General features: G+C 44.5%; 31 protein-coding genes and 1 rRNA gene. 31 read left to right on the top strand and 1 reads right to left on the bottom strand.

All coding sequences use genetic code 11. From position 1 onward, the window contains the following. The 14 genes from rrf to rsmI form a co-directional block, all read left to right on the top strand. A 5S ribosomal RNA gene (gene rrf / locus SB724_RS22220) occupies positions 1–73 on the top strand; the annotation flags it as partial. Between the two features lie 174 nt (positions 74–247). Continuing rightward, on the top strand, positions 248–442 hold the full coding sequence (locus SB724_RS18635) for a sigma factor G inhibitor Gin (protein ID WP_007409914.1): 195 nt from the start codon (positions 248–250) through the stop codon (positions 440–442). 148 nt (positions 443–590) lie between these two features. Beyond that, positions 591–1,205: a 5-bromo-4-chloroindolyl phosphate hydrolysis family protein gene (locus SB724_RS18630; RefSeq protein ID WP_410572263.1), complete on the top strand. Its 615-nt coding sequence runs from the start codon at positions 591–593 to the stop codon at positions 1,203–1,205. A 15-nt stretch (positions 1,206–1,220) separates the two neighbouring features. Then, positions 1,221–2,339, top strand: a complete 1,119-nt coding sequence (locus tag SB724_RS18625) for a toxic anion resistance protein (RefSeq protein WP_410572261.1) — start codon at positions 1,221–1,223, stop codon at positions 2,337–2,339. A 76-nt stretch (positions 2,340–2,415) separates the two neighbouring features. Beyond that, positions 2,416–3,849 carry an aminotransferase class I/II-fold pyridoxal phosphate-dependent enzyme gene (locus SB724_RS18620; protein ID WP_130571790.1) on the top strand — a complete coding sequence of 478 codons (1,434 nt, stop codon included), beginning with the start codon at positions 2,416–2,418 and terminating at the stop codon, positions 3,847–3,849. Then, complete coding sequence (gene tmk / locus SB724_RS18615; protein WP_007615155.1) at positions 3,846–4,484, top strand: dTMP kinase; 639 nt, start codon at positions 3,846–3,848, stop codon at positions 4,482–4,484. The genes SB724_RS18620 and tmk overlap by 4 nt, the downstream gene beginning before the upstream one ends. Before the next feature lie 70 nt (positions 4,485–4,554). Beyond that, on the top strand, positions 4,555–4,884 hold the full coding sequence (gene darA, locus SB724_RS18610; RefSeq protein ID WP_004264734.1) for a cyclic di-AMP receptor DarA: 330 nt from the start codon (positions 4,555–4,557) through the stop codon (positions 4,882–4,884). 12 nt (positions 4,885–4,896) lie between these two features. Continuing rightward, positions 4,897–5,337 carry a YaaR family protein gene (locus SB724_RS18605; RefSeq protein ID WP_004264730.1) on the top strand — a complete coding sequence of 147 codons (441 nt, stop codon included), beginning with the start codon at positions 4,897–4,899 and terminating at the stop codon, positions 5,335–5,337. A gap of 11 nt (positions 5,338–5,348) precedes the next feature. Beyond that, positions 5,349–6,338: a DNA polymerase III subunit delta' gene (gene holB, locus SB724_RS18600; protein ID WP_032872173.1), complete on the top strand. Its 990-nt coding sequence runs from the start codon at positions 5,349–5,351 to the stop codon at positions 6,336–6,338. A gap of 2 nt (positions 6,339–6,340) precedes the next feature. Further along, entirely contained in the window at positions 6,341–7,168 is an 828-nt protein-coding gene (ricT, locus tag SB724_RS18595; RefSeq protein WP_004264723.1) for a competence/sporulation regulator complex protein RicT, read from the top strand. A gap of 14 nt (positions 7,169–7,182) precedes the next feature. Next, the gene (gene yabA, locus SB724_RS18590) at positions 7,183–7,542 is read left to right on the top strand and encodes a replication initiation-control protein YabA (protein WP_004264720.1); all 360 of its coding nucleotides are present in this window, start codon (positions 7,183–7,185) and stop codon (positions 7,540–7,542) included. Between the two features lie 60 nt (positions 7,543–7,602). Continuing rightward, positions 7,603–8,346, top strand: a complete 744-nt coding sequence (locus tag SB724_RS18585; RefSeq protein ID WP_004264717.1) for a tRNA1(Val) (adenine(37)-N6)-methyltransferase — start codon at positions 7,603–7,605, stop codon at positions 8,344–8,346. Then, positions 8,333–8,632 carry a GIY-YIG nuclease family protein gene (locus tag SB724_RS18580; protein WP_088461223.1) on the top strand — a complete coding sequence of 100 codons (300 nt, stop codon included), beginning with the start codon at positions 8,333–8,335 and terminating at the stop codon, positions 8,630–8,632. The genes SB724_RS18585 and SB724_RS18580 overlap by 14 nt, the downstream gene beginning before the upstream one ends. Continuing rightward, a complete protein-coding gene (gene rsmI, locus SB724_RS18575) occupies positions 8,607–9,488 on the top strand; it encodes a 16S rRNA (cytidine(1402)-2'-O)-methyltransferase (protein WP_088461222.1) in 882 nt (293 codons plus the stop codon). Before SB724_RS18580 ends, rsmI begins: the two co-directional genes overlap by 26 nt. Positions 9,489–9,537: 49 nt before the next feature. Here rsmI and abrB read toward each other — a convergent pair whose 3' ends face one another. Continuing rightward, positions 9,538–9,828 carry a transition state genes transcriptional regulator AbrB gene (abrB, locus tag SB724_RS18570; protein ID WP_169510469.1) on the bottom strand — a complete coding sequence of 97 codons (291 nt, stop codon included), beginning with the start codon at positions 9,826–9,828 and terminating at the stop codon, positions 9,538–9,540. A gap of 483 nt (positions 9,829–10,311) precedes the next feature. Between abrB and metG the strand changes: the two genes are divergently transcribed. The 17 genes from metG (at position 10,312) to fin (ending at position 25,011) form a co-directional block, all read left to right on the top strand. Beyond that, positions 10,312–12,303 (top strand): methionine--tRNA ligase, encoded by a 1,992-nt coding sequence (gene metG / locus SB724_RS18565; protein WP_410572257.1) that lies wholly within the window; start codon positions 10,312–10,314, stop codon positions 12,301–12,303. A gap of 76 nt (positions 12,304–12,379) precedes the next feature. After that, positions 12,380–13,147, top strand: a complete 768-nt coding sequence (locus SB724_RS18560) for a TatD family hydrolase (protein ID WP_032868379.1) — start codon at positions 12,380–12,382, stop codon at positions 13,145–13,147. A gap of 134 nt (positions 13,148–13,281) precedes the next feature. Continuing rightward, the gene (locus tag SB724_RS18555) at positions 13,282–14,607 is read left to right on the top strand and encodes a resuscitation-promoting factor (RefSeq protein WP_410572254.1); all 1,326 of its coding nucleotides are present in this window, start codon (positions 13,282–13,284) and stop codon (positions 14,605–14,607) included. A 134-nt stretch (positions 14,608–14,741) separates the two neighbouring features. After that, positions 14,742–15,305: a ribonuclease M5 gene (rnmV, locus tag SB724_RS18550; RefSeq protein ID WP_004264696.1), complete on the top strand. Its 564-nt coding sequence runs from the start codon at positions 14,742–14,744 to the stop codon at positions 15,303–15,305. Then, positions 15,295–16,176 (top strand): 16S rRNA (adenine(1518)-N(6)/adenine(1519)-N(6))-dimethyltransferase RsmA, encoded by an 882-nt coding sequence (rsmA, locus tag SB724_RS18545; protein WP_038456675.1) that lies wholly within the window; start codon positions 15,295–15,297, stop codon positions 16,174–16,176. Before rnmV ends, rsmA begins: the two co-directional genes overlap by 11 nt. Before the next feature lie 172 nt (positions 16,177–16,348). Continuing rightward, entirely contained in the window at positions 16,349–17,224 is an 876-nt protein-coding gene (gene yabG / locus SB724_RS18540; RefSeq protein WP_032872185.1) for a sporulation peptidase YabG, read from the top strand. Between the two features lie 211 nt (positions 17,225–17,435). Continuing rightward, positions 17,436–17,696, top strand: a complete 261-nt coding sequence (gene veg / locus SB724_RS18535) for a biofilm formation stimulator Veg (RefSeq protein ID WP_007615173.1) — start codon at positions 17,436–17,438, stop codon at positions 17,694–17,696. A gap of 162 nt (positions 17,697–17,858) precedes the next feature. After that, positions 17,859–18,047, top strand: coding sequence for a small, acid-soluble spore protein, alpha/beta type (locus SB724_RS18530; RefSeq protein ID WP_011996172.1), 189 nt, complete (start codon positions 17,859–17,861; stop codon positions 18,045–18,047). A gap of 142 nt (positions 18,048–18,189) precedes the next feature. Then, the gene (ispE, locus tag SB724_RS18525) at positions 18,190–19,059 is read left to right on the top strand and encodes a 4-(cytidine 5'-diphospho)-2-C-methyl-D-erythritol kinase (protein ID WP_007409927.1); all 870 of its coding nucleotides are present in this window, start codon (positions 18,190–18,192) and stop codon (positions 19,057–19,059) included. 55 nt (positions 19,060–19,114) lie between these two features. Continuing rightward, entirely contained in the window at positions 19,115–19,972 is an 858-nt protein-coding gene (gene purR, locus SB724_RS18520; RefSeq protein ID WP_004264666.1) for a pur operon repressor, read from the top strand. Then, entirely contained in the window at positions 19,969–20,349 is a 381-nt protein-coding gene (gene ridA, locus SB724_RS18515; RefSeq protein WP_004264663.1) for a 2-iminobutanoate/2-iminopropanoate deaminase, read from the top strand. The genes purR and ridA overlap by 4 nt, the downstream gene beginning before the upstream one ends. Before the next feature lie 195 nt (positions 20,350–20,544). Further along, positions 20,545–20,838: a septation regulator SpoVG gene (gene spoVG, locus SB724_RS18510; RefSeq protein WP_004264660.1), complete on the top strand. Its 294-nt coding sequence runs from the start codon at positions 20,545–20,547 to the stop codon at positions 20,836–20,838. A 191-nt stretch (positions 20,839–21,029) separates the two neighbouring features. Beyond that, positions 21,030–22,400, top strand: coding sequence for a bifunctional UDP-N-acetylglucosamine diphosphorylase/glucosamine-1-phosphate N-acetyltransferase GlmU (glmU, locus tag SB724_RS18505; RefSeq protein ID WP_410572251.1), 1,371 nt, complete (start codon positions 21,030–21,032; stop codon positions 22,398–22,400). Positions 22,401–22,421: 21 nt separating this feature from the next. Further along, positions 22,422–23,375 carry a ribose-phosphate diphosphokinase gene (locus SB724_RS18500; protein WP_004264656.1) on the top strand — a complete coding sequence of 318 codons (954 nt, stop codon included), beginning with the start codon at positions 22,422–22,424 and terminating at the stop codon, positions 23,373–23,375. Between the two features lie 84 nt (positions 23,376–23,459). Continuing rightward, positions 23,460–24,068, top strand: coding sequence for a 50S ribosomal protein L25/general stress protein Ctc (locus SB724_RS18495; RefSeq protein ID WP_032872190.1), 609 nt, complete (start codon positions 23,460–23,462; stop codon positions 24,066–24,068). A gap of 84 nt (positions 24,069–24,152) precedes the next feature. After that, positions 24,153–24,719 carry an aminoacyl-tRNA hydrolase gene (pth, locus tag SB724_RS18490; RefSeq protein ID WP_025650338.1) on the top strand — a complete coding sequence of 189 codons (567 nt, stop codon included), beginning with the start codon at positions 24,153–24,155 and terminating at the stop codon, positions 24,717–24,719. Positions 24,720–24,780: 61 nt separating this feature from the next. Continuing rightward, entirely contained in the window at positions 24,781–25,011 is a 231-nt protein-coding gene (fin, locus tag SB724_RS18485) for an anti-sigma-F factor Fin (protein WP_004264650.1), read from the top strand. Positions 25,012–25,046: the final 35 nt, after the last annotated feature.

Below are 25,046 nucleotides of genomic sequence, written 5' to 3'. Positions count from 1 at the left end.
ACACGGAAGTTAAGCTCTTCAGCGCCGATGGTAGTCGGGGGTTTCCCCCTGTGAGAGTAGGACGCCGCCAAGCTATCATTACGGTAAAGGCAGCTCATGATGAGCTGCCTTTTTTGTGTTTGAATAAAAACAAAACAAACACCGAAATACGGAAACACCCATATACTAATTGCAAACTTCAAAAAGGTCCAAATTGTGTATACAATCAACAGCTTAAGGGAAGGCTATTCATACGGAGGTGGGCAAAATGAATGAAACGTCCAGCCATGAAGAAACATGTATTGTGTGTGAAACCAAAAAAAGCAGGGGAATCCATATTTATACGAAATTTATATGTTTAGAGTGTGAGAAGAAAGTAGTTTCCACTCCGACCTCTGATCCAAATTATGAATTTTTCGTTCGTAAACTGAAAAGCCTTCATACACCGACGTTATATTCTTAACCCTGAAAAGGGTCTTTTTTTTGCCTGAAATCAGAGGAGTTTTTACACTTTTTATAAAAGAACTGATACGATAAGAAGAGGAACTTGTTTAGACATGGAATGTAATAGATAATACTGATAAAAGTGAATAAATAGGAGTCGATCAAGTATGAAACCGTTTATTCAATATATGAAATGGACGCTTTGCGGCAGCACAGTTTTTGTATTAGCGGGGATAACCTTCTTTACGATAGGGCATCAGCCTTTTCTGTATTCGCTTTTATACGGGGCGGCCGGCGGAGCCGCTGTCAGTGCGGCCGGCCTGTGGAATGCGAAGCGTCTCTTTTTAAAAAAACACCGGCTGACAAGAAAAGAATATGTTTATATCAAGGAAAATCTTGAGGAAGCAAAGGGTAAAATCATCCGATTACGCAGGGCGCTTTTTCGCTCTAAAAGTATACAAATGCTGAAGCAGAATGCAGAGATACTGCGGATAACCCGACGAATATATCTGCTCACAAAGCAAGAGCCGAAGCGTTTTTATCAGGCAGAGCGTTTCTATTATCAAACGCTTGATTCTGTTGTGGAACTGACGGAAAAGTATGCTCTGCTCTCATCACAGCCGCGAAAAAATAAAGATTTATCAATGTCCTTGAGTGATACGAGGGTGACTCTAGCAGAGCTTTCCAGAAGGCTGGAAGAGGATCTTCATGAACTGATGAAGGAGGACATCGACGACCTGCACTTTGAATTAGATGTGGCAAAGCATTCACTGAGAAAATAAGAAAGGAAGAAGGAAATGGCCAAAGACCGCTCCGACGACAGCATGGGCGCCCAAAATGACCAGACCCCTCTAAAGCTTGCAGATACGCTGCCGGAAGAAAAAAGAGAAGCGGCACTTCAGCTCGCTGAAAAACTGGACCCTAAGAACATGCAAAGCATTGTTCTGTTTGGTTCACAGGCGCAGGCGAATCTTCTGGAATTTTCCCACACGATGATAGAGCACGTGCAAAGAAAAGATGCAGGAGAGATGGGACAGATACTGGCTGATTTGATGCTGAAGCTTGACCAGGTCAACCCCGATGATCTGCAGATGAAGAACAAAGGGTTTTTCGCCCGGCTGTTTAAAAGGGTGTCCGGTTCTGTACAGGAAGTGCTTTCGAAATATCAAAAGACAAGTGTGCAGATTGACCGTATCAGCAGAAGGCTGGAACATTCTAAAAATGTGCTGTTGAGTGACAATAAATTGTTAGATCAGCTGTACGCCCAAAATAAACAATACTTTTCTGATTTAACTATGTATATAGCAGCGGGGGAATTAAAATTAGATGAGCTGAAAACAAAGCTGATACCCGAAGCGGCAAGAAAAGCCGAATTACAAGAACACAATCAAATGGCCGCGCAGGAAGTGAATGATCTTCGCCAGTTTGCCGACCGTCTGGATAAGAGGGTGCATGATCTGCTGCTGAGCAGGCAGATTACGCTTCAGAGTGCGCCGCAAATCCGCCTGATTCAAAACACGAATCAGGCACTGGCAGAGAAAATTCAGTCCTCCATTGTTACGGCTATTCCTTTATGGAAGAATCAAGTCGCCATCGCACTGACGCTTATGAGGCAGCGGAGTGCGGCAGATGTGCAGCAGAAGGCGGCGGATACGACAAATCAATTGCTGCTGAAAAACGCCGAACTTCTGAAAACAAGTACAGTCGAGACCGCCAAAGCCAATGAGCGCGGACTTGTTGAGGCAGAAACCCTCAAAAAAGTGCAGGAAAGCTTAGTCAGCACACTTGAAGAAATCATGTCTATTCAAGAAGAAGGCAGGATGAAACGCAGGCGTGCCGAGGAGGAGCTTGTTATCATGGAAGGCGATTTAAAAAAGAAGCTGCTTGATATGAGGTCCGGCCGGGATAACGGCTAGATGGCAAAAGTCTTAGCTTTAAGTTGGCTCGCAGTCACGATATAATAAGAAAGACAGGCAAAGGATTTGTTTAAAAATGGACACACCTTTATATACAGCGCTGATGAAGCATGCGCACCGAAATACGTATTCTTTTCATGTTCCGGGACATCACAATGGAGATGTCTTTTTTGATGAAGCCAAATCTGTATATCAATCTCTTTTATCTATTGATATGACTGAGATCACGGGTCTTGATGACTTGCATCACCCGACGGGGGTCATTAAGGAAGCGCAGGATTTGGTGAGCAGATTTTACGGCTCTCAGGAAAGTTTCTTTCTCGTCAATGGAACGACCGCCGGCAATCTGGCGATGATTTTAGCTGTTTGTGAACCGGGGGAACCCATTCTGATCCAGCGTAATTGTCACAAGTCTGTTTTCCATGCGGCGGCATTGGCCGGAGCCAAGCCGGTTTATTTGGCGCCGGAAATCGATGAAAACATGCATGTGCCGGCACATGTATCCCTTTCAGTCATCGAAAAAGCGCTGGCGTCATACCCGAACGCGAAAGGACTTGTTCTGACCAATCCGACTTACTACGGGCATGCCGCCGATTTGACTGCGGCAGTTAAAAAAGCCCATTCATACGGCGTTCCTGTACTGGTAGATGAGGCTCATGGGGCTCACTTTGTGTTAGGGCAGCCTTTCCCGCCTTCATCATTGGCTATGGGGGCGGATGCCGTTGTTCAATCGGCTCATAAAACGCTTCCGGCTATGACGATGGGGTCTTACTTTCATTTGAACAGCACCAGAATTGACAGAGATCGATTAACTTATTATGTAAGCAGTTTGCAAAGCAGCAGCCCGTCATACCCGATTATGGCATCTTTAGATACGGCGCGCGCTTATGTGCAGGATATTGCTGAAAAAGGGACACTTCCCGTTCATATGGAGCACATTGAGAAAATCAAACGAAGATTCGCATCAATTTCTTCTATTGAAATAATCGAGCCTTCCGGATATGGGCTGCGGGCGGACCCGTTAAAATTAATTCTTCGGTCAAAGCTCGGACATTCCGGCTATTCATTACAACGCATTTTGGAGAGTGAAGACATTGTTGCCGAGCTGGCTGACGAGTACCAAGTATTGCTCGTACTGCCGATAGGCGGCCGGCGGATGATAGAACAGGCAACCGTAAGAAACATACAGCAGAAACTGGAGAATACACCGCCCGATAAATTGCCGGATGCCGTGAGATGGACATTTCCGTCCATATCGACACTTGAATACCCGCAAAATGAGATGCGGAAGTTTAAAAAAGAGCTTACAGATATAGATAAGGCTGCCGGGCGCTTGCATGCGGGCAACATTATTCCTTATCCGCCGGGAATTCCGCTGGTCATGGACGGAGAACGGATAACAGAAGAGATCGTACAAAAGCTTTCCCGTTTAATCGGCATGGACGCGCATATTCAAGGCTTGTTAAACGGGGAACAATTACTTGTCTATATAGAAGAGGAGAAATCATGAGCGGTTTATTTATAACATTTGAAGGTCCTGAAGGTGCAGGGAAAACGACTGTGCTTCAGGAAATGAAAGAGATTCTGTCGGCAGAGGGGCTCCCGGTGACAGCGACAAGAGAACCGGGCGGCATCGACATTGCGGAACAGATCAGAGAAGTGATCTTAAATAAAAACAATACACTGATGGATGCAAAAACGGAGGCGCTGCTTTACGCTGCGGCGAGAAGACAGCATTTAGCCGAAAAGGTGCAGCCTGCATTGAAAGAAGGCCGCATTGTGCTGTGCGATCGTTTCATCGACAGTTCGCTGGCTTATCAAGGCTATGCGAGAGGGCTCGGCATTGATGAAGTCCTTTCTATCAACCAGTTTGCAATCGGCGATACGATGCCTGATGTCACCATCTATTTTTCTATTGAGCCGGAAGAAGGGTTGAAACGGATTACGTCGAATGATTCAAGAGAGAAGAATCGTCTCGATCTTGAGGCCCTGCACTTTCACACAAAAGTACGGGAAGGATACCAAAAGGTCATGCAGCGTTTTCCCGAGAGATTTCATACAATCGACGCTTCGAAAAAGAAGGAACTCGTCATTCAGGACGCACTTCAAGTGATAAATGAAGCATTGAAAAAAATTCAGTTGTGACCTGTTTCTCATAAGTTGCTATAATGAATGTAACGACAATGTTCTTTCCAACCTAAAGGGGGCCTAGAGAATGAAACTAATAGTGGCAGTGGTGCAGGATCAGGACAGCAACAGGCTTTTGAAAGTATTAACCGACCACAACTTCAGGGTGACGAAGCTTGCGACAACAGGCGGATTCCTTAAATCAGGCAATACGACGTTTATGATCGGGGTGGAAGATATCCGTGTCGATAAAGCGCTCAGCCTTATTAAAGAGAATGGCTGTAAACGTGATCAGATGATTGCCCCGGTATCCCCGATGGGCGGGAATGCGGATTCCTACGTTCCATATCCCGTCGAAGTGGAAGTCGGCGGAGCGACGGTCTTTGTCCTCCCGGTCGATGAATTTCATCAATTTTAAGGATTTGACGACGTGAAAATAAATTCTGACTTACGTACATTTATTGAGAAAAAGCAGCAGCCTGCTTATAAAGCGGCAGAGCTTTCCGGAACATTTAAAAGTTCAATGGACAGCCAAAGCAGCAAGCTGAAATTTGATCAGCTGAGCAGGTTCTTAACGGATATAGAAACGTTCGGGAAAAGGCTGACGAAGTCGAGAAACTTCAAAGACTTAGCGAAATTCAAAGGATTGGTAAAACGTTTTGTAAAAGAGGCCGTAGACAGCGGATTATCGCATGAGACGGAGAAAAGCTTTGACCTGTACGGCAGCAGCCGGACTCTGGGGCTTGTGAAAGAAATAGATGAAAAACTGCTCCAGCTGACAGAAGAAATGTTAGATCAGGAAAAACCGGCAATTGATTTGCTGGATCGAATCGGAGAAATAAAAGGTTTATTGATTAACCTTTACACATAGAGAGTGATACAATGGCAATATCATGGAAGGAAATGACCGGGCAGCAGCCCAGAGTAATGCGGCTTTTGCATAACAGTATTGAAAAGAAAAGGCTTTCTCACGCCTATCTGTTTGAAGGCAAAAAAGGTACGGGCAAATTGGATGCCGCACTGCTTCTCGCAAAAAGCTTTTTTTGCCTTGAAGGCGGGACTGAGCCTTGCGGGAAATGCCGGAACTGTAAGCGTATTGAATCCGGAAACCATCCCGACCTGCATGTGGTTCAGCCCGACGGATTATCCATTAAAAAGGCTCAGATCCAATCGCTTCAGGAGGAGTTTTCCAAAACAGGACTGGAATCGCATAAAAAGCTGTACATTATATCCCATGCGGATCAAATGACGACAAATGCGGCAAACAGTCTGCTGAAATTTTTAGAGGAGCCGAGTCAAGACACCATCGCAATTCTGATTACTGAGCAGCTCCACCGAATACTGGATACCATCGTTTCGAGATGTCAGGTTCTCCCGTTCCAGCCGCTTCAGCCGAAAGCCATAGAAGAAAGGCTGATTGAACAGGAAGTGAGCCCTCACATGGCCCGGCTCTTAGCAAATATGACAAATAATATTGCGGAAGCAGTCGAATTAAGTCGAAATGATGAGTTTGCAGAGTCCAGAGCGAAAGTGATAAAATTGTATGAAGTCTTACATCAGCGGAAAGGACATGCCTTTTTCTTCATTCAGGATCAGTGGGTGCCCTTTTTCAAAGAAAAAACCCATCAAGAAATGGGTCTTGATATGCTCTTATTGATATACCGTGATGTATTATCCATCCAAATTGGAAATGAAGATAAACTGATTTATCAAGACTTATTCCAATCAATAAAACAGCATGCGCTGCAATTTACACAACAAAGCGTTACGAACCAAATTCTCGCTGTTTTAGAAGCAAAAAAACGGCTTCATTCCAATGTGAATGTGCAGGGATTAATGGAGCACTTGGTGTTAACGTTGCAGGAGGGATAAGCTTGTACAACGTAATAGGCGTCCGCTTTAAAAAAGCGGGGAAAATTTATTATTTTGATCCGAACGGATTTGATATAGAACAAGACAGCTGTGTCATTGTTGAAACCGTAAGAGGTGTCGAATACGGGCAGGTTGTCATCGCAAATAAACAAGTGGACGAGCATGATGTTGTGCTTCCGCTTCGAAAGGTCATTCGCGTTGCTGATGAACGCGACCTTCTCATTGTAGAAGAAAACAAACAGGAGGCCCTGTCCGCTTTTGAAGTCTGTCAGAAAAAAGTGGCTGACCACGGCTTAGATATGAAGCTGGTTGATGTTGAGTTTACGTTTGACCGCAATAAAGTCATTTTTTACTTTACAGCAGACGGACGGGTTGATTTCAGGGAATTGGTCAAAGACTTGGCTTCTATCTTTAAAACGAGAATCGAATTGCGCCAAATCGGGGTGAGGGACGAGGCGAAAATGCTCGGCGGTATCGGACCCTGCGGGAGAATGCTTTGCTGCTCCACGTTCCTCGGAGATTTTGAACCGGTGTCCATCAAAATGGCGAAGGATCAAAATTTATCGTTGAACCCAACGAAGATTTCCGGTCTGTGCGGCCGTTTGATGTGCTGTTTGAAGTACGAAAATGATGAGTATGAGACGGCAAAAGAACAGCTGCCGGATTTAGGCGAAATGATTACGACGGCAAACGGCCCCGCAAAGGTTGTCGGTCTTAATATTCTGGAACGGGTGCTTCAGGTGGAACTGAAGAATCGTGAAAAAGTGATAGAATATACTTGGGAAGAGCTCTTGGAAGAGGGCGTCGTATCCGCACAAACCACAGATTAACGAGGTGTGGAACCTTGGATAAAAAAGAGTTATTTGATACTGTCATAAACCTGGAGGAACAAATCGGTTCGCTGTACCGTCAGCTGGGTGACTTAAAGCAGCATATCGGCGAAATGATTGAAGAGAATCACCATCTTCAGCTTGAAAATAAGCATTTGCGTAAGCGGCTTGATGACACGACAGAGCAAATTGAGAAATTCAAAGCCGATCAGAAAGAAACAAAAACACAGAAGGCAGAGCAGAGTGATATAGGAGAAGGGTACGACAATCTGGCCCGGCTGTATCAAGAAGGCTTTCATATTTGCAACGTCCATTATGGGAGCGTCCGCAAGGGAGATTGCCTTTTTTGTCTGTCCTTCTTAAATAAAAAATAAGGAAAAGGCTTCCGCTGATGTCGGAAGCCTTTTTCAAAGAGTGCCGAAAGGAATAAGATTATGGTTTCATTACGTGATGATGAAAGATTGGATTACTTATTAGCAGAGGATATGAAAATAGTACAGAGTCCGACGGTTTTCGCTTTTTCATTAGATGCCGTGCTGCTGTCTAAGTTTGCATACGTTCCGATTCAAAAGGGGAACATCGTTGATTTATGCACGGGGAACGGCATTGTGCCGCTTTTGCTCAGCACAAGGTCAAAAGCCGATATCACCGGCGTTGAAATTCAGGAACGCTTGTATGATATGGCGCTCCGAAGCGTGGAATACAACGGGCTGGGCGGTCAGATCAGTCTCATTCATGATGATCTGAAAAATATGCCGGAAAGACTCGGACATAATAAATATGATGTTGTCACCTGCAATCCGCCTTATTTTAAAACACCGAAAGAGGCGGAGCAGAACCTGAACGAGCATCTCAGAATCGCAAGGCACGAAATTCTTTGCACGCTTGAAGATGTGATTTCCGTCAGCAGCAAACTGCTGAAGCAAGGCGGAAAAGCGGCTCTCGTTCATCGGCCGGGGAGGCTTTTGGAAATCTTTGAATTAATGAAAGCGTACCGAATAGAACCGAAACGGGTTCAGTTTATTTATCCGAAACAAGGTAAAGAAGCGAATACCATTTTGGTTGAAGGAATTAAAGGCGGCCGCCCTGATCTCAAAATTCTTCCCCCGCTGTTCGTATACAATGAACAAAATGAATATACGAAAGAGATCCGCACGATTTTATATGGAGACAAATAGTCATTTCTTTTATGTGCTGCTGTGCAATGACAACAGTCTGTATGCCGGTTATACAAATGATCTGCAAAAACGGCTGAAAACCCACAATGAGGGAAAGGGCGCGAAGTACACAAGAGCGCGGAGGCCGGTTTTGTTATGCCATGCGGAATCATTTGAAACAAAACGGGAAGCGATGCAGGCGGAATACCGTTTTAAACAGCTGAACCGAAAGAAAAAAGAGCAATATATAGAAGAAAAACGACGCAGCAAGGAGGCTGTATATGTTAAGACGCCAGATGAGTTTTAACGGAAAAACTGAAATGGGAACTCTGTACCTTGTTCCTACACCGATCGGCAATTTGGAGGACATGACCTTTCGTGCAGTAGAGACGCTGAAATCGGCCGATGTCATAGCTGCCGAAGATACAAGACAGACGAAAAAGCTGTGCCATGTTTATGACATAGAAACATCTCTCATCAGCTATCATGAACATAATAAAGAAAGCAGCGGCCATAAAATCATTGAATGGCTGAAAAGCGGAAAGAATGTGGCATTGGTCAGTGATGCCGGCATGCCGACAATTTCCGACCCGGGGGCTGAGATTGTGAGAGATTTCACCCAAATCGGCGGATATGTCGTTCCGCTTCCGGGTGCTAATGCGGCATTAACCGCGCTGACCGCATCAGGCATCACCCCGCAGCCGTTTTTCTTCTACGGATTTTTAAACAGACAGAAAAAAGAAAAGAAGAAAGAACTCGAACTCCTGAAAAAACGGCAGGAAACGATGATATTTTACGAAGCGCCGCACAGATTAAAAGAAACATTAACAGCAATGCATGACGTTTTGGGTAATCGAACCATCGCCGTCACGAGAGAATTAACGAAAAAGTATGAGGAATTCATCAGAGGAACCATCGCCGAGGTGATTGAATGGGCAAATGAAGATCAAATCCGCGGTGAGTTCTGTCTCGTTGTCGAAGGAAATCAAACCGCTGAACCGGATGAAGAGGAAAAGCCTTGGTGGACGGAGCTTTCTGAGAAAGAGCATGTGGAGCATTACATAAACGAAGGAGCATCTTCCAAACAGGCCATAAAACAAACAGCGGTAGATCGGGGCGTTCCGAAACGCGAGATTTATGACGCTTATCACATTCAATCATAAAAAAAACCGTTCTTGTATCGTAACAAGAACGGTTTTTGTATGAAATAGCTTATTTTTGGTTTTGAAGCTGGTTTTGAATTTCAGAGATGATTTGCTCAGCGCCTTCTTTGCTGAGTACCAATTTGCCGCCGGCAAGTTTAAGGTTATCATCAGAAACTTCACCAGTTACTTGGCAAGTCATGTTTGGTTTATATTTTTTAAGGATGATTTTTTCATCATCAACATAAATTTCAAGAGCGTCTTTTTCTGCGATGCCCAGTGTACGGCGAAGTTCGATAGGGATAACTACGCGTCCAAGTTCATCAACTTTACGTACGATACCAGTAGATTTCATTAACAGTCTCCTCCCGAGAGATAATTATTTTGTAGTTTATATTTTTCTTCGTCATTATTCGACAAAATTCCTTACATTCCTAGCATAACAAGGTTTCCAATAATCGTCAATCTTTTTGTTTACTATTGATTGTAAGAATTAGTTCTTATAGTAAGTAAAGCCTTGGAAATCCTGAAATAACAGGCTTTTTGACTGCTTTTTCGAACCTATTATCCTACTGAAAATCCTTTTAAATCAAGACTTTCGAACCAAGATGTTTTATATTAGTAGATTATATACGACAAATTTCGACATGTTAAGACTTTTTTTAATTTCAATAAAAATTTTTAATTTTATTTACTCTTTTACGCGCAGTACGTATATATCCTTGATCTTAAAGGCTAAGATGGTATCATAGATAGAGGACAAATATCAATATTGTATATCAAATAAAACCGCTCTCGTCCTTTGGGCGTGAGCTTTTCGACATTCTGAATGGGAGGTTGCAACATGCCGCAAGACAATAATACTTTTTATATTACAACCCCGATATATTATCCGAGCGGAAAATTACATATCGGCCATGCTTATACTACCGTGGCCGGCGATGCGATGGCGCGTTACAAAAGATTAAAAGGATTTGACGTACGCTACTTAACCGGAACGGATGAGCACGGACAGAAAATCCAGCAGAAAGCGGAGGAAGAGAATATCACGCCTCAAGCTTATGTGGATCGTGCAGTTGCTGAAATCCAAAAACTATGGAAGCAGCTCGACATTTCTCACGATGATTTCATCCGGACGACGGAAAGCCGGCACAAAGAAATTATCGAGAAAGTGTTTCAAAAACTTCTTGATAATGGTGACATTTACCTGGATGAGTATGAGGGCTGGTACAGCATACCTGATGAAACATTCTATACGGAAACACAGCTGGTGGATGTGGAACGAAATGAGAAGGGTGAGGTTGTCGGCGGAAAAAGCCCTGACAGCGGCCACCCGGTCGAATTAATCAAAGAGGAGTCATACTTCTTCCGCATGAGCAAATACGCAGACCGCCTGCTGAAGTTTTATGAGGAAAATCCTTCTTTCATCCAGCCTGAATCACGCAAAAATGAAATGATTAACAACTTCATTAAACCGGGGCTTGAAGATTTGGCCGTTTCCAGAACGACGTTCGACTGGGGCGTAAAAGTGCCGGGAAATCCGAAGCATGTCGTGTATGTATGGATTGACGCACTGTTCAACTATATTACAGCGCTCGGTTACGATACGGAAAATGATGAGCTTTACAAAAAGTACTGGCCGGCTGACGTCCACCTTGTCGGTAAAGAAATTGTCCGTTTTCATACCATTTACTGGCCGATTATGCTGATGGCGCTTGATCTCCCGCTGCCTAAGCAAGTATTCGCGCATGGCTGGTTATTGATGAAAGACGGAAAAATGTCGAAATCAAAAGGAAATGTCGTTGATCCGGTAACGTTAATTGAACGCTACGGCTTGGATGAACTTCGCTATTACCTGCTTCGCGAAGTACCGTTCGGTTCAGACGGTGTCTTTACGCCGGAAGGTTTCGTAGAACGGATTAATTATGACTTGGCGAACGACTTAGGAAACCTTCTGAATCGTACAGTCGCAATGATCCAAAAATATTTTGACGGTGAGATTGGTTCATATGAAGGAAATGTGACCGATTTTGATTCAGAGCTTTCTTCTGTAGCCGGTGAAACGGTTAAAGCTTATGAAAAGGCAATGGAAAACATGGAGTTTTCAGTCGCTTTATCAACGCTATGGCAATTAATCAGCCGTACGAACAAATATATTGATGAAACTGCTCCGTGGGTGCTTGCTAAAGACGAGGAAAAAGAAAAAGAATTACGTTCTGTCATGTATCATTTAGCTGAATCTTTACGTATCTCAGCCGTATTGCTCCAGCCTTTCTTGACACAAACGCCTGAAAAATTGTTTGCCCAGCTAGGAGTTGAGGATCAGTCTCTTAAAGCATGGGACAGCATTCAGACATTCGGCCAATTGAAGAACGCGAAAGTGAAAAAAGGGGAACCGCTTTTCCCTCGTCTTGAAGCTGAAGAAGAAGTAGCTTACATCAAGCAAAAAATGCAAGGAACAGCTCCTGCTAAAGAAGAAAAGGCGGAAGAGCCGCAAGAAGCAGAGCGTCTTCCTGAAATTACGTTTGATCAATTTATGGATACAGAACTTCGCGTCGCAGAGGTCTTGTCCGCAGAGCCGGTGAAAAAAGCAGATCGGCTGCTGAAATTGCAAATTGATCTGGGCTTTGAACAGCGCCAAGTTGTATCAGGTATCGCAAAGCATTACACACCGGATCAGCTTGTGGGAATGAAGATCATTTGTGTAACGAATTTAAAACCGGTAAAACTGAGAGGCGAGCTTTCTCAAGGAATGATACTGGCAGGAGAATCGGACGGCGTTCTCAAAGTTGTAGCTGTCGACCAGTCATTACCGAAAGGCACTCGAATTAAATAAATAGATGCAAAAGGTGTTTCACGTGTAACATTTCGTCGAACACCTTTTGTTTTTCAACAAGAAAGGAGTTTTTATGATGCTTTTTGATACACATGCGCACTTAAATGCCGAGCAATTTGACACAGACTTAGAGGAAGTCATTGCGCGTGCAAAGGCTGAAAAAGTTGAACGGATCGTCGTTGTCGGATTCGACAAACCCACTATCACGCGTGCGATGGAGCTGATTGAGGAATATGACTTTATATACGCTGCGATCGGCTGGCATCCGGTAGACGCAATTGACATGACAGAGGAAGATTTATCATGGATTAAGGAACTGTCCTCTCACGAAAAAGTCGTGGCAATCGGAGAGATGGGCCTTGATTATCACTGGGATAAATCACCAAAAGACATTCAGAAAGAAGTATTCCGGAAACAAATCGCTCTCGCCAAAGAAGTGAATCTTCCAATTATCATTCATAATCGTGATGCAACAGAAGATGTTGTCACAATTTTGAAAGAAGAGGGAGCGGAAGAAGTCGGCGGTATTATGCACTGCTTTACGGGGAGCGCGGAGGTTGCGCGGCAGTGTATGGATATGAATTTTTATATTTCATTCGGCGGACCGGTTACCTTCAAAAATGCGAAGAAACCAAAAGAAGTAGCAAAGGAAATTCCGAATGACCGTTTGCTGATTGAAACGGACTGTCCTTTCCTGACACCGCATCCTTTCCGCGGCAAACGGAATGAGCCAAGCTATGTAAAATATGTTGCTGAACAGCTCGCTGAATTAAAAGGGCTGACATATGAAGAAATTGCCTCAATTACAACCGAAAACGCAAAAAGACTTTTCCGCATGAACTGACAGAATGCGCTGTCATAACGTGTAAAAGCTTGTCCGATTCAGTGGATATGTAAAACGGTTCTACAAGCTTCCTTCTCCTCATAAGATAGGTTGTCGATATGTCTCTCTTCCTTTTTTTGCTTTGTTTTTGCATAATGAGGGATACGCTGAAGGTTTTTTATCTTCGAGATGGGAGGGTTGACAGCATTTTAGATACTCTATATAATCTCTCCGAGGAGAAGGAGGCGTTTTTCATCACACAAAAAATGAAAAAACTGTTTTCCGTAAAGCTTGGTAAAAGCAAGGTTATTCTTATTGCGGCTATTATTCTGCTGGGCGGAACCGGGACTGCATACGGGGCACATGAGCTCTCAAAACAATCAGTTTCTGTTTCCATTAACGGCAAGAAAAAGCAAATACGCACTCATGCAAAAACGGTTGGGGAACTTCTGGAAGATTTACATATAGAGACGAGAAATGAAGACCGGATTACCCCGTCTAAGCAGACAGCATTGGCAGACAACATGAATGTCGTGTATGAAGCTGCAAAGCAGATCCGTGTGACAAGAGGCGGAGAAGAAAAGACTTTATGGTCAACGGCAAAAACAGTCGGCGCATTTCTGAACGAACAGCATACACCTGTGAATCAGCACGATAAAATAGATCCAGCAGCAGATACGAAAGTGACAAACGGCATGAAAGTCACGGTCGACCCGGCTTTTCAGGTCACTGTAAATGATGCGGGAAAGAAAAAGAAAATATGGACGACTTCGACTACGGTCGCTGACTTTTTAACGCAGCATAAGATGGACATGAAAGACGAAGATAAAGTAAAACCGGCATTACACGAAAAGCTCACAAAAAATCAGGCCGGTATACAAATCACTCGTATCGAAAAAGTCACCGATGTAGTTGAGGAAAAAATAGCGTATCAAGTGAAAGAAAAAGAAGATGCGTCTCTCGACAGCGGGAAAGAAAAGATCGTTCAAAAAGGAAAAGAAGGCAAACTTAAAAAGCATTTTCATGTTGTCAAAGAAAATGGAAAAGAAGTTTCAAGAAAGCTTGTCAAAGAAGAAACATCTGAAAAAAGCAAAGATCAGGTCATTGCGGTCGGCACAAAGCGGCACAGTCCCAAGATTGAGCAGCTCAGTGCACCTGTGAAGGCATCTTCGGGCGAAACCGGATCTTCCGGTAAAGTGATTACCGTGTCTTCCACGGCTTATACCGCAAGCTGCAGCGGCTGTTCCGGCCATACGGCTACAGGCGTTAACCTGACAAGCAATCCGAATGCCAAGGTCATTGCGGTAGACCCAAGCGTCATCCCGCTCGGCACAAGAGTCCACGTAGACGGATACGGGGAAGCCGTGGCCGCTGATACAGGTTCAGCCATTAAAGGAAGACGGATTGATGTCTTTTTCCCTGAAAAATCTTCAGCTTACCGCTGGGGAAAGAAACAGGTCAAAATAAAAATCTTAAATTAATTCCGATTCACTCAGAGGGTTTTGCGCCCTCTGTTTTTTTCGTTATAATAGGTAAAGTGTATTTTCAGTATATTAGACGTGACGTGCAAGCAAAGGTTTCGTTTTGGATATAAAAAGTTTTTTTGGAGGAAGTAATGAAAATTAAAGAAATTATTGTAGTCGAGGGACGCGATGACACTGCGCGCATAAAACTTGCCGTTGATGCGGATACGATCGAGACAAACGGTTCCGCAATCGGAGACGAAGTCATCAGGCAGATACGGCTGGCGCAGGAAACGAGAGGGGTCATCGTGCTGACGGACCCGGATTTTCCGGGGGAAAAGATCCGGAAAACCATTTCTGAAGCAGTACCCGGCTGTAAACACGCATTTCTGCCCAAACACCTTGCCAAACCGAAAAACAAGCGCGGCATTGGCGTTGAGCACGCATCCATTGAAAGCATCAGAGCATGTCTGGAAAATGTGCATGAAGAGATGGAGGCAAAGCCGAGTGAGATTTCAGCTGAAGATGTCATACAGGCCGGTCTGATCGGCGGACCGGCTGCCAAAAGACGCCGCGAACGATTGGGCGACCTGCTGAAGATCGGCTATACAAACGGCAAGCAGCTTCAAAAACGGCTGCAAATGTTTCAAATCAAAAGAAGTGATTTTATTGATGCGCTCGATGCTATGAGGCAGGAGGAACAGGATGAACAATAAAGATATCGCGACACCTATCAGAACGAAGGAAATTCTGAAAAAGTACGGTTTCTCTTTTAAAAAGAGTCTGGGACAGAATTTCTTAATTGATACAAATATATTGGACAGAATTGTGGACCATGCGGAAATTACGGATCGGACCGGAGTCATTGAAATCGGGCCCGGAATCGGCGCGCTGACAGAGCAGCTTGCCAAACGGGCGAAAAAGGTCGTCGCGTTTGAAATTGATCAGCGCCTGCTGCCCATTCTCAATGATACGCTGTCTCCATATGACAATGTAACGATCATTCATCAAGATGTGCTGAAAGCAGACGTAAAATCTGTCATTGAAGAGCAGTTTCAGGATTGTGATGAAATTATGGTGACGGCGAATCTCCCATATTATGTGACGACGCCTATCATCATGAAGCTATTGGAAGAACATCTTCCGTTAAAAGGAATTGTCGTGATGCTGCAAAAAGAGGTCGCTGAGCGGATGGCCGCTGATCCTTCCTCTAAGGAGTACGGATCGCTTTCCATTGCGGTTCAGTTCTATACGGAGGCCAAAACCGTCATGACCGTCCCGAAAACGGTGTTTGTGCCTCAGCCTAATGTCGATTCAGCCGTCATCCGTCTCTTGCTTCGTGACGGCCCGGCGGTTGATGTCGATAATGAACCGTTTTTCTTCCAGCTGATTAAAGCAAGCTTCGCACAGCGCCGGAAAACCTTGCTGAACAACCTTGTGAACAATCTTCCGGACGGAAAAGAGAAAAAAGCTCAAATTGAAGAAGTTCTTCAAGAAACGAATATTGACGGAAAGCGGCGCGGTGAATCCCTGTCCATAGAAGAATTCGCGCTCCTGTCCAACGGATTGCATAAAGCCCTTTTCTAAGAGGGCTTTTTGTTTTGCGTCACCACTTGGACTGCCGCTACATAGGCTAGAGGAGAACCTTATTCATTCAACTGCAAGAAAAGCTTGAAACATCAAGCGCCGCAGCGGAAAGAGGTGTATTTGCCAAGACTTCTTTCATGATGAGGCTTAGTCTATTTGTGGAGTGGGTAACGTGCAATTTCAAATAGGAGATATGGTAGCCAGGAAATCCTATCAAATGGATGTTTTATTTCGCATTATCGGTATAGAGCAAACAAGCAACGGAAATTCAATTGCCATCCTGCATGGTGACGAAGTCAGATTGATTGCGGATGCTGATTTTTCTGATTTGGAGCCTGTCAGAAAAGACGAACAGGCCATGAGAAAGAAAAGAGATGAAAGCAGGATGAATGAATCTCTCGAGCTGCTCCGCCAGGATTATAAGCTGCTTCGGGAAAAACAGGAATATTATGCGACAAATCAATATCAGCATCAGGAGCACTACTTTCATATGCCCGGAAAGGTATTGCATCTGGACGGCGATGAGGCCTATTTGAAAAAGTGCCTGAACTTTTATGAAAAAATCGGTGTGCCGGTATACGGAATTCACTGCCATGAGAAAAAAATGCCGGCATCAATTGACGAGCTGCTTGATAAATACAGGCCGGATATTTTAGTCATCACCGGCCATGATGCATATTCCAAGCATAAGGGTGACGTGAACGATTTAAGCGCCTACAGGCATTCCAAACACTTTGTCGAAACCGTTCAAAAAGCGAGGCGTAAAGTCCCTCATTTGGATCAGCTGGTCATATTCGCGGGGGCCTGCCAATCTCATTTCGAGTCTTTAATCAGAGCAGGCGCGAATTTCGCAAGTTCGCCGTCACGCGTCAATATCCATGCGCTTGACCCGGTATATATTGTCGCGAAAATCAGCTTCACCCCGTTTATGGAGCGGATCAATGTGTGGGATGTCCTGAGAAATACGCTGACGAGAGAGAAAGGGCTGGGAGGAATTGAAACGAAGGGTGTGCTGCGTGTCGGTATGCCGTATAAATCAAATGGATGAGTGATAAAACCCGCATATATTTCGCTATGCGGGTTAATTATTTTACATATTGATACATAAATTTCCGGAACTTGTGAAAAATAACGGAGAAATCAATAGAATTTTGTCAAAATAATTTTGTTGACAATGACTTATTAACGTTGATATAATTTAAATTTTATTTGACAAAATTGGGCTCTTGTTGTACAATAAATGTAGTGAGGTGGATGCAATGGCGAAGACGTTGTCCGATATAAAAAGATCGCTTGATGGGAATTTAGGTAAACGGCTTACGTTAAAAGCAAACGGCGGCCGCCGAAAAACGATTGAGCGTTCGGGCATTTTAGCTGAGACGTACCCTTCTGTTTTTGTGATACAACTAGATCAAGACGAGAATTCGTTTGAAAGAGTTTCATACAGTTATGCTGATATTCTGACTGAGACTGTTGAATTGACATTCAATGACGATACGGCAAGCTCAGTAGCATTTTAATGGGCAGTGAACCTTTTGTTTACTGCTTTTTGTTTTGCCTTCTAAAGCTCTTCTAATTATTCCCTCGAAAGTTTCTGCCGATTAAACGAAAGCTATAGGTGTCACATGTTTTATCGTGGCGTGCACGAATGGTGATCAATTCTATAAAAGGGGTTGTTTCGTTTGGGCAGACGTCGTGGAGTTATGTCAGATGAGTTCAAATATGAGCTGGCGAAGGACCTTGGTTTTTACGATACGGTGAAAAACGAGGGCTGGGGAGGCATTCGGGCGCGTGACGCCGGGAATATGGTAAAGCGCGCGATTGAGATTGCCGAACAGCAGATGGCGGCTCAGAACCAAAATAACCGATAATGCAGTGGCCCGGGGGACAATCCGTTCCCCGGTTTTTTCTATCGGCTGTCAAAACCGGCGTCAATTTCGATAAGTACCTCCGGGTCTCCAAATGTGATACAATGTTCATACTTATGTTTAGATGGAGAAGTAGGTGAAAGCTATGCGTATTTTAGAAAAAGCGCCGGCCAAAATCAATCTGTCCCTCGATGTGACGAGTAAACGCCCGGATGGTTATCACGAAGTGGAGATGATCATGACGACAATTGATTTGGCAGATCGGATTGAACTGACAGAACTGCCCGAAAACGTTATCAGAGTGGCGTCGCATAACCGCTTTGTTCCGGATGATCAAAGGAATCTGGCTTATCAGGCAGCCAAACTGCTTAAAGAACGGTTTCAAGTCAAAAAAGGCGTTTCCATTATGATTACAAAAGTGATCCCTGTAGCGGCAGGGCTTGCCGGCGGAAGCAGCGATGCGGCAGCCACGCTCAGAGGGCTGAACAGGCTTTGGGATTTAAAGCTTTCTGTCGAAGAGCTCGCGGAGCTTGGAGCTGAAATCGGTTCAGACGTGTCCTTCTGTGTATACGGAGGCACTGCCCTGGCAACCGGACGCGGTGAGAAAATCAGGCACATCAGTGCTCCGCCTCATTGCTGGGTCGTGCTCGCCAAACCGACGATCGGGGTATCGACTGCCGAAGTATACCGCCGGCTGAACTTACAGCAGGTTCGGCATCCTGATGTGCAGGCGATGATTGACGCGATTGAAGAAAAAAGCTTCCAAAAGGTATGCGGACAATTAGGAAACGTATTGGAGTCGGTTACGCTCAGCCTCCATCCCGAGGTGGCGATGATTAAAAATCAAATGAAACGCTTCGGCGCTGATGCGGTGTTAATGAGCGGAAGCGGACCGACTGTATTCGGTTTGGTTCAATACGAATCGAAGGTGCAGCGGATTTATAACGGGTTAAGAGGTTTCTGTGATCAAGTGTACGCGGTGCGGATGATCGGCGAACAGAATGCTCTTGATTAAATCCGTATGTTAAGTTATATTATTTTTAAATTATTCGGATTTTGGGGGTAAGTTCATGAAGTTTCGTCGCAGCGGCAGATTGGTGGACTTAACAAATTATTTGTTAACCCATCCGCATGAATTAATACCGTTAACGTTTTTCTCAGAACGGTATCAATCAGCAAAGTCATCAATCAGTGAAGATTTAACGATTATTAAACAGACCTTTGAACAGCAAGGCATTGGGACGCTGCTTACAGTGCCGGGAGCTGCCGGAGGCGTCAAATACATTCCGAAAGTGAAACAGGCTGAAGCAGAAGCGTTTATACAGGAGCTGGGACAGTCTTTAGTAAATCCTGAGCGTATCCTTCCGGGCGGTTATGTATATTTAACGGATATCTTAGGAAAACCATCTGTCCTCTCTCATGTAGGCAGGCTTTTTGCTTCCGTTTTTGCGGAGCGGGAAATTGATGTGGTGATGACCGTTGCGACAAAAGGAATCCCTCTTGCTTACGCAGCGGCAAGTTATCTGAACGTTCCGGTTGTCATCGTGCGAAAGGACAATAAAGTGACGGAAGGCTCCACGGTGAGCATCAATTATGTATCAGGGTCATCTAACCGCATTCAAACGATGTCGCTTGCGAAAAGAAGTTTGGCTACGGGTTCGAACGTTTTGATTATTGACGACTTTATGAAAGCCGGCGGCACCATTAACGGCATGATCAGTTTGCTTGATGAGTTTAATGCAAACGTTGCGGGAATAGGTGTCTTGGTTGAAGCCGAGGGAGTGAATGAACGGCTTGTCGATGAATACATGTCACTGCTCACGCTTTCAACCATCAATATGAAAGACAAAACGATTGAGATTCAAAACGGCAATTTTCTGCGATTTTTTAAAGAACAGCATTTAAAGAATGGGGAGACAGAAAAATGACAAAAGCAATCCATACAAAACACGCGCCGGCAGCGATCGGGCCATATTCACAGGGAATCATCGTAAACAACATGTTTTACAGCTCAGGCCAGATTCCTCTTACTGCTGAAGGAGAAATGGTAAACGGTGATATCACAGAACAAACGCATCAGGTGTTCAGCAATTTAAAAGCTGTGCTGAAAGAAGCGGGCGCTTCTCTCGAGACGGTTGTAAAAGCAACGGTATTTATTGCTGATATGGAGCAGTTTGCGGAAGTGAATGAAGTGTACGGACAATACTTTGATGTACATAAGCCGGCAAGGTCTTGTGTGGAAGTGGCGAGACTGCCGAAAGATGCTCTCGTGGAAATTGAAGTCATTGCGCTGGTGAAATCTTAAATCTCAGAAAAGTGGTTCCGGTCTCCGGGATCACTTTTTTTATGCAGTATATGATCCCCAAATATGGTTTATCACCTAATTGTGTATGTATATCCTATATTTTCAAAAAAACTTTTTGAAACGTGCAGGAATTTAAAAAGAATCGTGGAATTGTTAGACTAATGCTTTTATATAGGGAAAAGGTGGTGAACTACTGTGGAAGTTACTGACGTAAGATTACGCCGCGTGAATACCGATGGTCGCATGAGAGCGATTGCATCCATCACGCTGGATCACGAATTTGTTGTACATGATATTCGTGTGATTGATGGAAACAATGGTCTTTTCGTTGCGATGCCGAGTAAACGCACCCCTGATGGAGAATTCCGCGATATTGCTCATCCTATTAATTCCAGCACGCGGGGCAAGATCCAGGATGCTGTTTTAAATGAGTATCATCGTTTGGGTGATTCTGAAGCATTAGAATATGAAGAAGCCGGGGCTTCTTAAACATAACAAAATGTAAGGACTGCTGATAAAGGCTGACACAAGGCCTTTTCCGGCAGTCCTTTTTTAAATCTGATTTTTCAGTAATAAAGCGATTACATAGAAAATTCTTGCACTTTTTGATGTCTTCTTGAAATCAACAGCTATTTAGGATATATTTTTCTATGGATAAAAGGGATATTGGAGGCCATTAAATGGATAAGCGGTTTGCAGTGATTTTAGCTGCCGGAAAAGGAACGAGAATGAAATCGAAGCTTTACAAGGTCCTTCATCCGGTATGCGGAAAGCCTATGGTAGAGCACGTCGCAGACGAAGCTCTGAAATTATCTTTAGCGAAGCTTGTCACCATCGTAGGACACGGCGCCGAAGATGTGAAGAAGCAGCTCGGACAGAAAAGCGATTACGCTCTCCAAGCAGAACAGCTCGGTACGGCTCATGCGGTCAAACAGGCAAAACCATTTCTTCACGGAGAAAAGGGTGTCACGATCGTTATTTGCGGCGATACACCGCTTCTGACGGCGGAGACGATGGAAGCCATGCTGAATGAACATACAGACAAAGGTGCAAAAGCCACGGTGTTAACGGCCGTTGCCGACGATCCCGCCGGATACGGAAGAATCATCCGCAGTGAAGACGGCGCCGTTCAAAAAATCGTGGAGCACAAGGATGCTTCGGAACAAGAACGTCTTGTGAAAGAAATTAACACGGGAACGTACTGTTTTGATAACGAGGCTCTTTTTCGTGTCATCGAACAGGTTTCGAATGAAAATGCCCAAGGCGAGTATTATCTGCCGGATGTGATCGAAATCCTCAAAGACGAAGGCGAAACTGTTGCCGCTTACCAGACTGGTAACTTCCAAGAGACGCTCGGAGTGAATGATAGAGTCGCTCTTTCTCAGGCTGAAATGTATATGAAAGAGCGTATTAACAAACGGCATATGCAGAACGGAGTCACTTTAATCGATCCGATGAATACGTACATCTCACCTGACGCACGTATCGGACAAGATACAGTTATTTATCCCGGAACTGTGTTAAAGGGACAAGCTGAAATCGGCGATGAATGTGTCATCGGCCCTCACACTGAGATAGAGGACAGCTCAATCGGCAGCCGCACTGTGATTAAACAATCCGTTGTCAATCGCAGCAAAGTTGGGAATAATGTAAATATCGGTCCTTTTGCTCACATCAGACCCGATTCCGCAATCGGCAATGAAGTGAAGATCGGAAACTTTGTTGAAATCAAGAAAACACAATTCGGCGACCGGAGCAAAGCATCTCATTTAAGCTATATCGGTGATGCCGAAGTGGGCACGGATGTGAATCTGGGCTGCGGCTCCATCACGGTCAATTATGATGGGAAGAAAAAGTATTTAACCAAAATTGAAGACGGCGCCTTTATTGGCTGCAACTCCAATCTGGTCGCTCCTGTTACAGTGGGAGAAGGCGCATATGTCGCTGCGGGTTCAACCGTAACTGAAGATGTGCCGGGCGAAGCGCTTGCCATTGCCAGAGCAAGACAAGTAAATAAAGAAGATTATGTGAAAAATATTCATAAAAAATAATCCTAAAATCGGAGGTTTACCATGTCTAACGAATACGGAGATAAGAATTTAAAGATTTTTTCTTTGAATTCAAATCCAGAACTTGCAAAAGAAATCGCGGATAATGTAGGGGTTCAATTAGGAAAGTGCTCTGTTACAAGATTCAGTGACGGAGAGGTCCAGATCAACATAGAAGAAAGTATTCGCGGCTGTGATTGCTATATCATTCAGTCTACAAGTGCGCCGGTCAACGAGCACATCATGGAATTGCTGATTATGGTTGACGCTTTAAAGCGCGCTTCCGCGAAAACAATCAACATTGTCATTCCGTACTACGGTTATGCGCGCCAGGACAGAAAAGCAAGATCACGTGAACCGATTACGGCAAAACTTTTTGCAAACCTGCTTGAAACAGCGGGTGCGACACGCGTGATCGCGCTTGATTTACACGCGCCGCAAATTCAAGGTTTCTTTGATATTCCGATTGACCACTTAATGGGTGTTCCGATTTTAGGCCATTACTTTGAAGGTAAAGACTTGAAAGATATCGTCATTGTTTCTCCTGACCACGGCGGTGTGACGCGCGCCCGCAAACTTGCGGACCGTCTGAAAGCGCCGATCGCGATTATCGACAAACGCCGTCCTAGACCGAATGAGGTAGAAGTGATGAACATCGTCGGTAACGTGGAAGGTAAAACAGCGATTCTGATCGATGATATTATTGATACGGCCGGCACAATCACACTTGCCGCTAACGCGCTGGTTGAAAACGGAGCTGCAGAAGTGTATGCATGCTGTACGCACCCTGTACTGTCAGGTCCTGCCGTTGAGCGGATCAATAACTCTAAAATCAAGGAGCTTGTCGTAACGAACAGCATTAAGCTTCCTGATGAGAAAAAAATCGACCGCTTTAAGCAGCTTTCTGTCGGACCGCTTCTGGCTGAAGCGATTATCCGCGTTCACGAGAAACAATCTGTCAGCTATTTATTCAGCTAAACCGAAACTTTAAGGTTTAAATCCCAGTTATTGTGGGTATTGTTCTAATAGGACGATAAAACGATAATTAGGATGGTGCTGAATATGGCAACTTTAAAAGCAAATGAAAGAACAGATTTTAAACGTTCGACGCTTCGGAAAATCCGTCATTCAGGACATGTTCCAGGGATTATATACGGTAAAGAAACAACGAATACGCCTGTCTCTTTAGACAGTGTCGAATTGCTTAAAACATTGCGGGACGAAGGAAAAAACACGATTATCACAATTGATGTCAACGGAAATCAGCAATCGGTTATGGTGACTGATCTTCAGACAGACCCGCTCAAAAACGAATTGACGCACGCCGATTTTCAAGTCGTGAATATGAGTGAGGAGCTGGAGGCCGAGGTGCCGATTCAGCTGACGGGAGAGGCGAAGGGAGTCAAAGACGGAGGCGTCATCCAGCAGCCGCTGCATGAGCTTTCGATTAAGGCCAGACCGAAGGACATCCCTCAGACAATCAATGTTGATATTTCAGGACTTGAGATGAATGATGTGCTGACCATCGCAGATCTGACTGCTGACGGCAATTATACATTTGCAAACGATCCGGAAGAAGTCGTGGCTTCCATCCTTCCTCCTAAGCAGGAAGCATTCGAAGAAGATGCAGAACCGTCTCCTGGGGAAGAGCCCGAAGGAGAAAATCAATAAGCGCTTTAAGACGTAACCCGCCCGAGGTTACGTCTTTTGTGCTAGAATGAGAAGAATTACAGCGATGTTGAGGGAGGATTTACGATGCTTGTGATTGCCGGTCTCGGTAACCCCGGGAAAACCTACGAGAACACGAGACATAATGTCGGCTTTATGGCCATTGACGAGCTTTCTAAAGAATGGAATATTGAATTGAATAAAACGAAATTCAACGGACTTTACGGAATGGGGTTTGTTTCCGGAAAAAAAGTTCTACTTGTTAAACCGCTTACATATATGAATTTATCAGGGGAATGTTTGCGGCCGCTACTGGATTATTATGATGCCGATCATGAAGATCTGAAAGTCATATACGATGACCTTGATCTTCCGACGGGAAAAATCAGACTTCGGACGAAGGGGAGCGCAGGCGGACATAACGGAATTAAATCGCTTATACAGCACCTCGGAACCCCTGAATTTGACCGGGTCAGAATCGGAATCGGCCGCCCCGCTGGCGGAATGAAAGTCGTTGACTATGTACTGGGAGCTTTTACGAAGGAAGAAGCGCCGCATATCAATGATGCCGTCTCAAAAACCGTAAAAGCCTGCGAAGCTTCCTTAACGAAACCATTTTTAGAAGTCATGAACGAATTTAATGCAAATGTATAAGATAAATAATGGGAGACCATACTAGGGAAAAATGATTTTTTCACATCAGGAGGTCCAACGTATGGCTTTGCATTATTTCTGCCGCCACTGCGGCTTTAAGGTAGGGAGCCTGGAATATTCGACGGTGCCGACACAGTCACTTGGATTTCAGCACTTAACAAATGAGGAAAGAAACGATATGATTTCATATAAAGACAATGGAGATGTCCATGTTCTTACAATTTGTGAAGACTGCCAAGAGGCGCTGGAGCGCAATCCGCACTACCATGAACACAACACATTTATTCAATAAGAAGCTTTGGTGTAGATTCTAGACCAAAGCGTTTT

The sequence above is a fragment of the Bacillus sp. SIMBA_031 genome (assembly GCF_046535225.1).
Lineage (GTDB): Bacteria > Bacillota > Bacilli > Bacillales > Bacillaceae > Bacillus > Bacillus velezensis.
The sequence above is the reverse complement of the archived record's forward strand: the minus strand, read 5'-3'. Positions and strand labels throughout refer to the sequence as shown.

Excerpts from the sequence above, each read along its gene's own strand:
- SB724_RS18495 (WP_032872190.1), top strand. The coding sequence starts at position 23,460 with ATGGCAACTTTAAAAGCAAATGAAAGAACAGATTTTAAACGTTCGACG.
- tmk (WP_007615155.1), top strand. The coding sequence starts at position 3,846 with ATGAGCGGTTTATTTATAACATTTGAAGGTCCTGAAGGTGCAGGGAAA.
- SB724_RS18635 (WP_007409914.1), top strand. The coding sequence starts at position 248 with ATGAATGAAACGTCCAGCCATGAAGAAACATGTATTGTGTGTGAAACC.
- pth (WP_025650338.1), top strand. The coding sequence starts at position 24,153 with ATGCTTGTGATTGCCGGTCTCGGTAACCCCGGGAAAACCTACGAGAAC.
- SB724_RS18620 (WP_130571790.1), top strand. The coding sequence starts at position 2,416 with ATGGACACACCTTTATATACAGCGCTGATGAAGCATGCGCACCGAAAT.
- holB (WP_032872173.1), top strand. The coding sequence starts at position 5,349 with ATGGCAATATCATGGAAGGAAATGACCGGGCAGCAGCCCAGAGTAATG.
- purR (WP_004264666.1), top strand. The coding sequence starts at position 19,115 with ATGAAGTTTCGTCGCAGCGGCAGATTGGTGGACTTAACAAATTATTTG.
- SB724_RS18630 (WP_410572263.1), top strand. The coding sequence starts at position 591 with ATGAAACCGTTTATTCAATATATGAAATGGACGCTTTGCGGCAGCACA.
- veg (WP_007615173.1), top strand. The coding sequence starts at position 17,436 with ATGGCGAAGACGTTGTCCGATATAAAAAGATCGCTTGATGGGAATTTA.
- SB724_RS18555 (WP_410572254.1), top strand. The coding sequence starts at position 13,282 with ATGAGGGATACGCTGAAGGTTTTTTATCTTCGAGATGGGAGGGTTGAC.
- SB724_RS18585 (WP_004264717.1), top strand. The coding sequence starts at position 7,603 with ATGGTTTCATTACGTGATGATGAAAGATTGGATTACTTATTAGCAGAG.
- darA (WP_004264734.1), top strand. The coding sequence starts at position 4,555 with ATGAAACTAATAGTGGCAGTGGTGCAGGATCAGGACAGCAACAGGCTT.
- SB724_RS18580 (WP_088461223.1), top strand. The coding sequence starts at position 8,333 with ATGGAGACAAATAGTCATTTCTTTTATGTGCTGCTGTGCAATGACAAC.
- SB724_RS18500 (WP_004264656.1), top strand. The coding sequence starts at position 22,422 with ATGTCTAACGAATACGGAGATAAGAATTTAAAGATTTTTTCTTTGAAT.
- SB724_RS18560 (WP_032868379.1), top strand. The coding sequence starts at position 12,380 with ATGCTTTTTGATACACATGCGCACTTAAATGCCGAGCAATTTGACACA.
- rsmI (WP_088461222.1), top strand. The coding sequence starts at position 8,607 with ATGTTAAGACGCCAGATGAGTTTTAACGGAAAAACTGAAATGGGAACT.
- rsmA (WP_038456675.1), top strand. The coding sequence starts at position 15,295 with ATGAACAATAAAGATATCGCGACACCTATCAGAACGAAGGAAATTCTG.
- SB724_RS18625 (WP_410572261.1), top strand. The coding sequence starts at position 1,221 with ATGGCCAAAGACCGCTCCGACGACAGCATGGGCGCCCAAAATGACCAG.
- ispE (WP_007409927.1), top strand. The coding sequence starts at position 18,190 with ATGCGTATTTTAGAAAAAGCGCCGGCCAAAATCAATCTGTCCCTCGAT.
- metG (WP_410572257.1), top strand. The coding sequence starts at position 10,312 with ATGCCGCAAGACAATAATACTTTTTATATTACAACCCCGATATATTAT.
- rnmV (WP_004264696.1), top strand. The coding sequence starts at position 14,742 with ATGAAAATTAAAGAAATTATTGTAGTCGAGGGACGCGATGACACTGCG.
- glmU (WP_410572251.1), top strand. The coding sequence starts at position 21,030 with ATGGATAAGCGGTTTGCAGTGATTTTAGCTGCCGGAAAAGGAACGAGA.
- ridA (WP_004264663.1), top strand. The coding sequence starts at position 19,969 with ATGACAAAAGCAATCCATACAAAACACGCGCCGGCAGCGATCGGGCCA.
- fin (WP_004264650.1), top strand. The coding sequence starts at position 24,781 with ATGGCTTTGCATTATTTCTGCCGCCACTGCGGCTTTAAGGTAGGGAGC.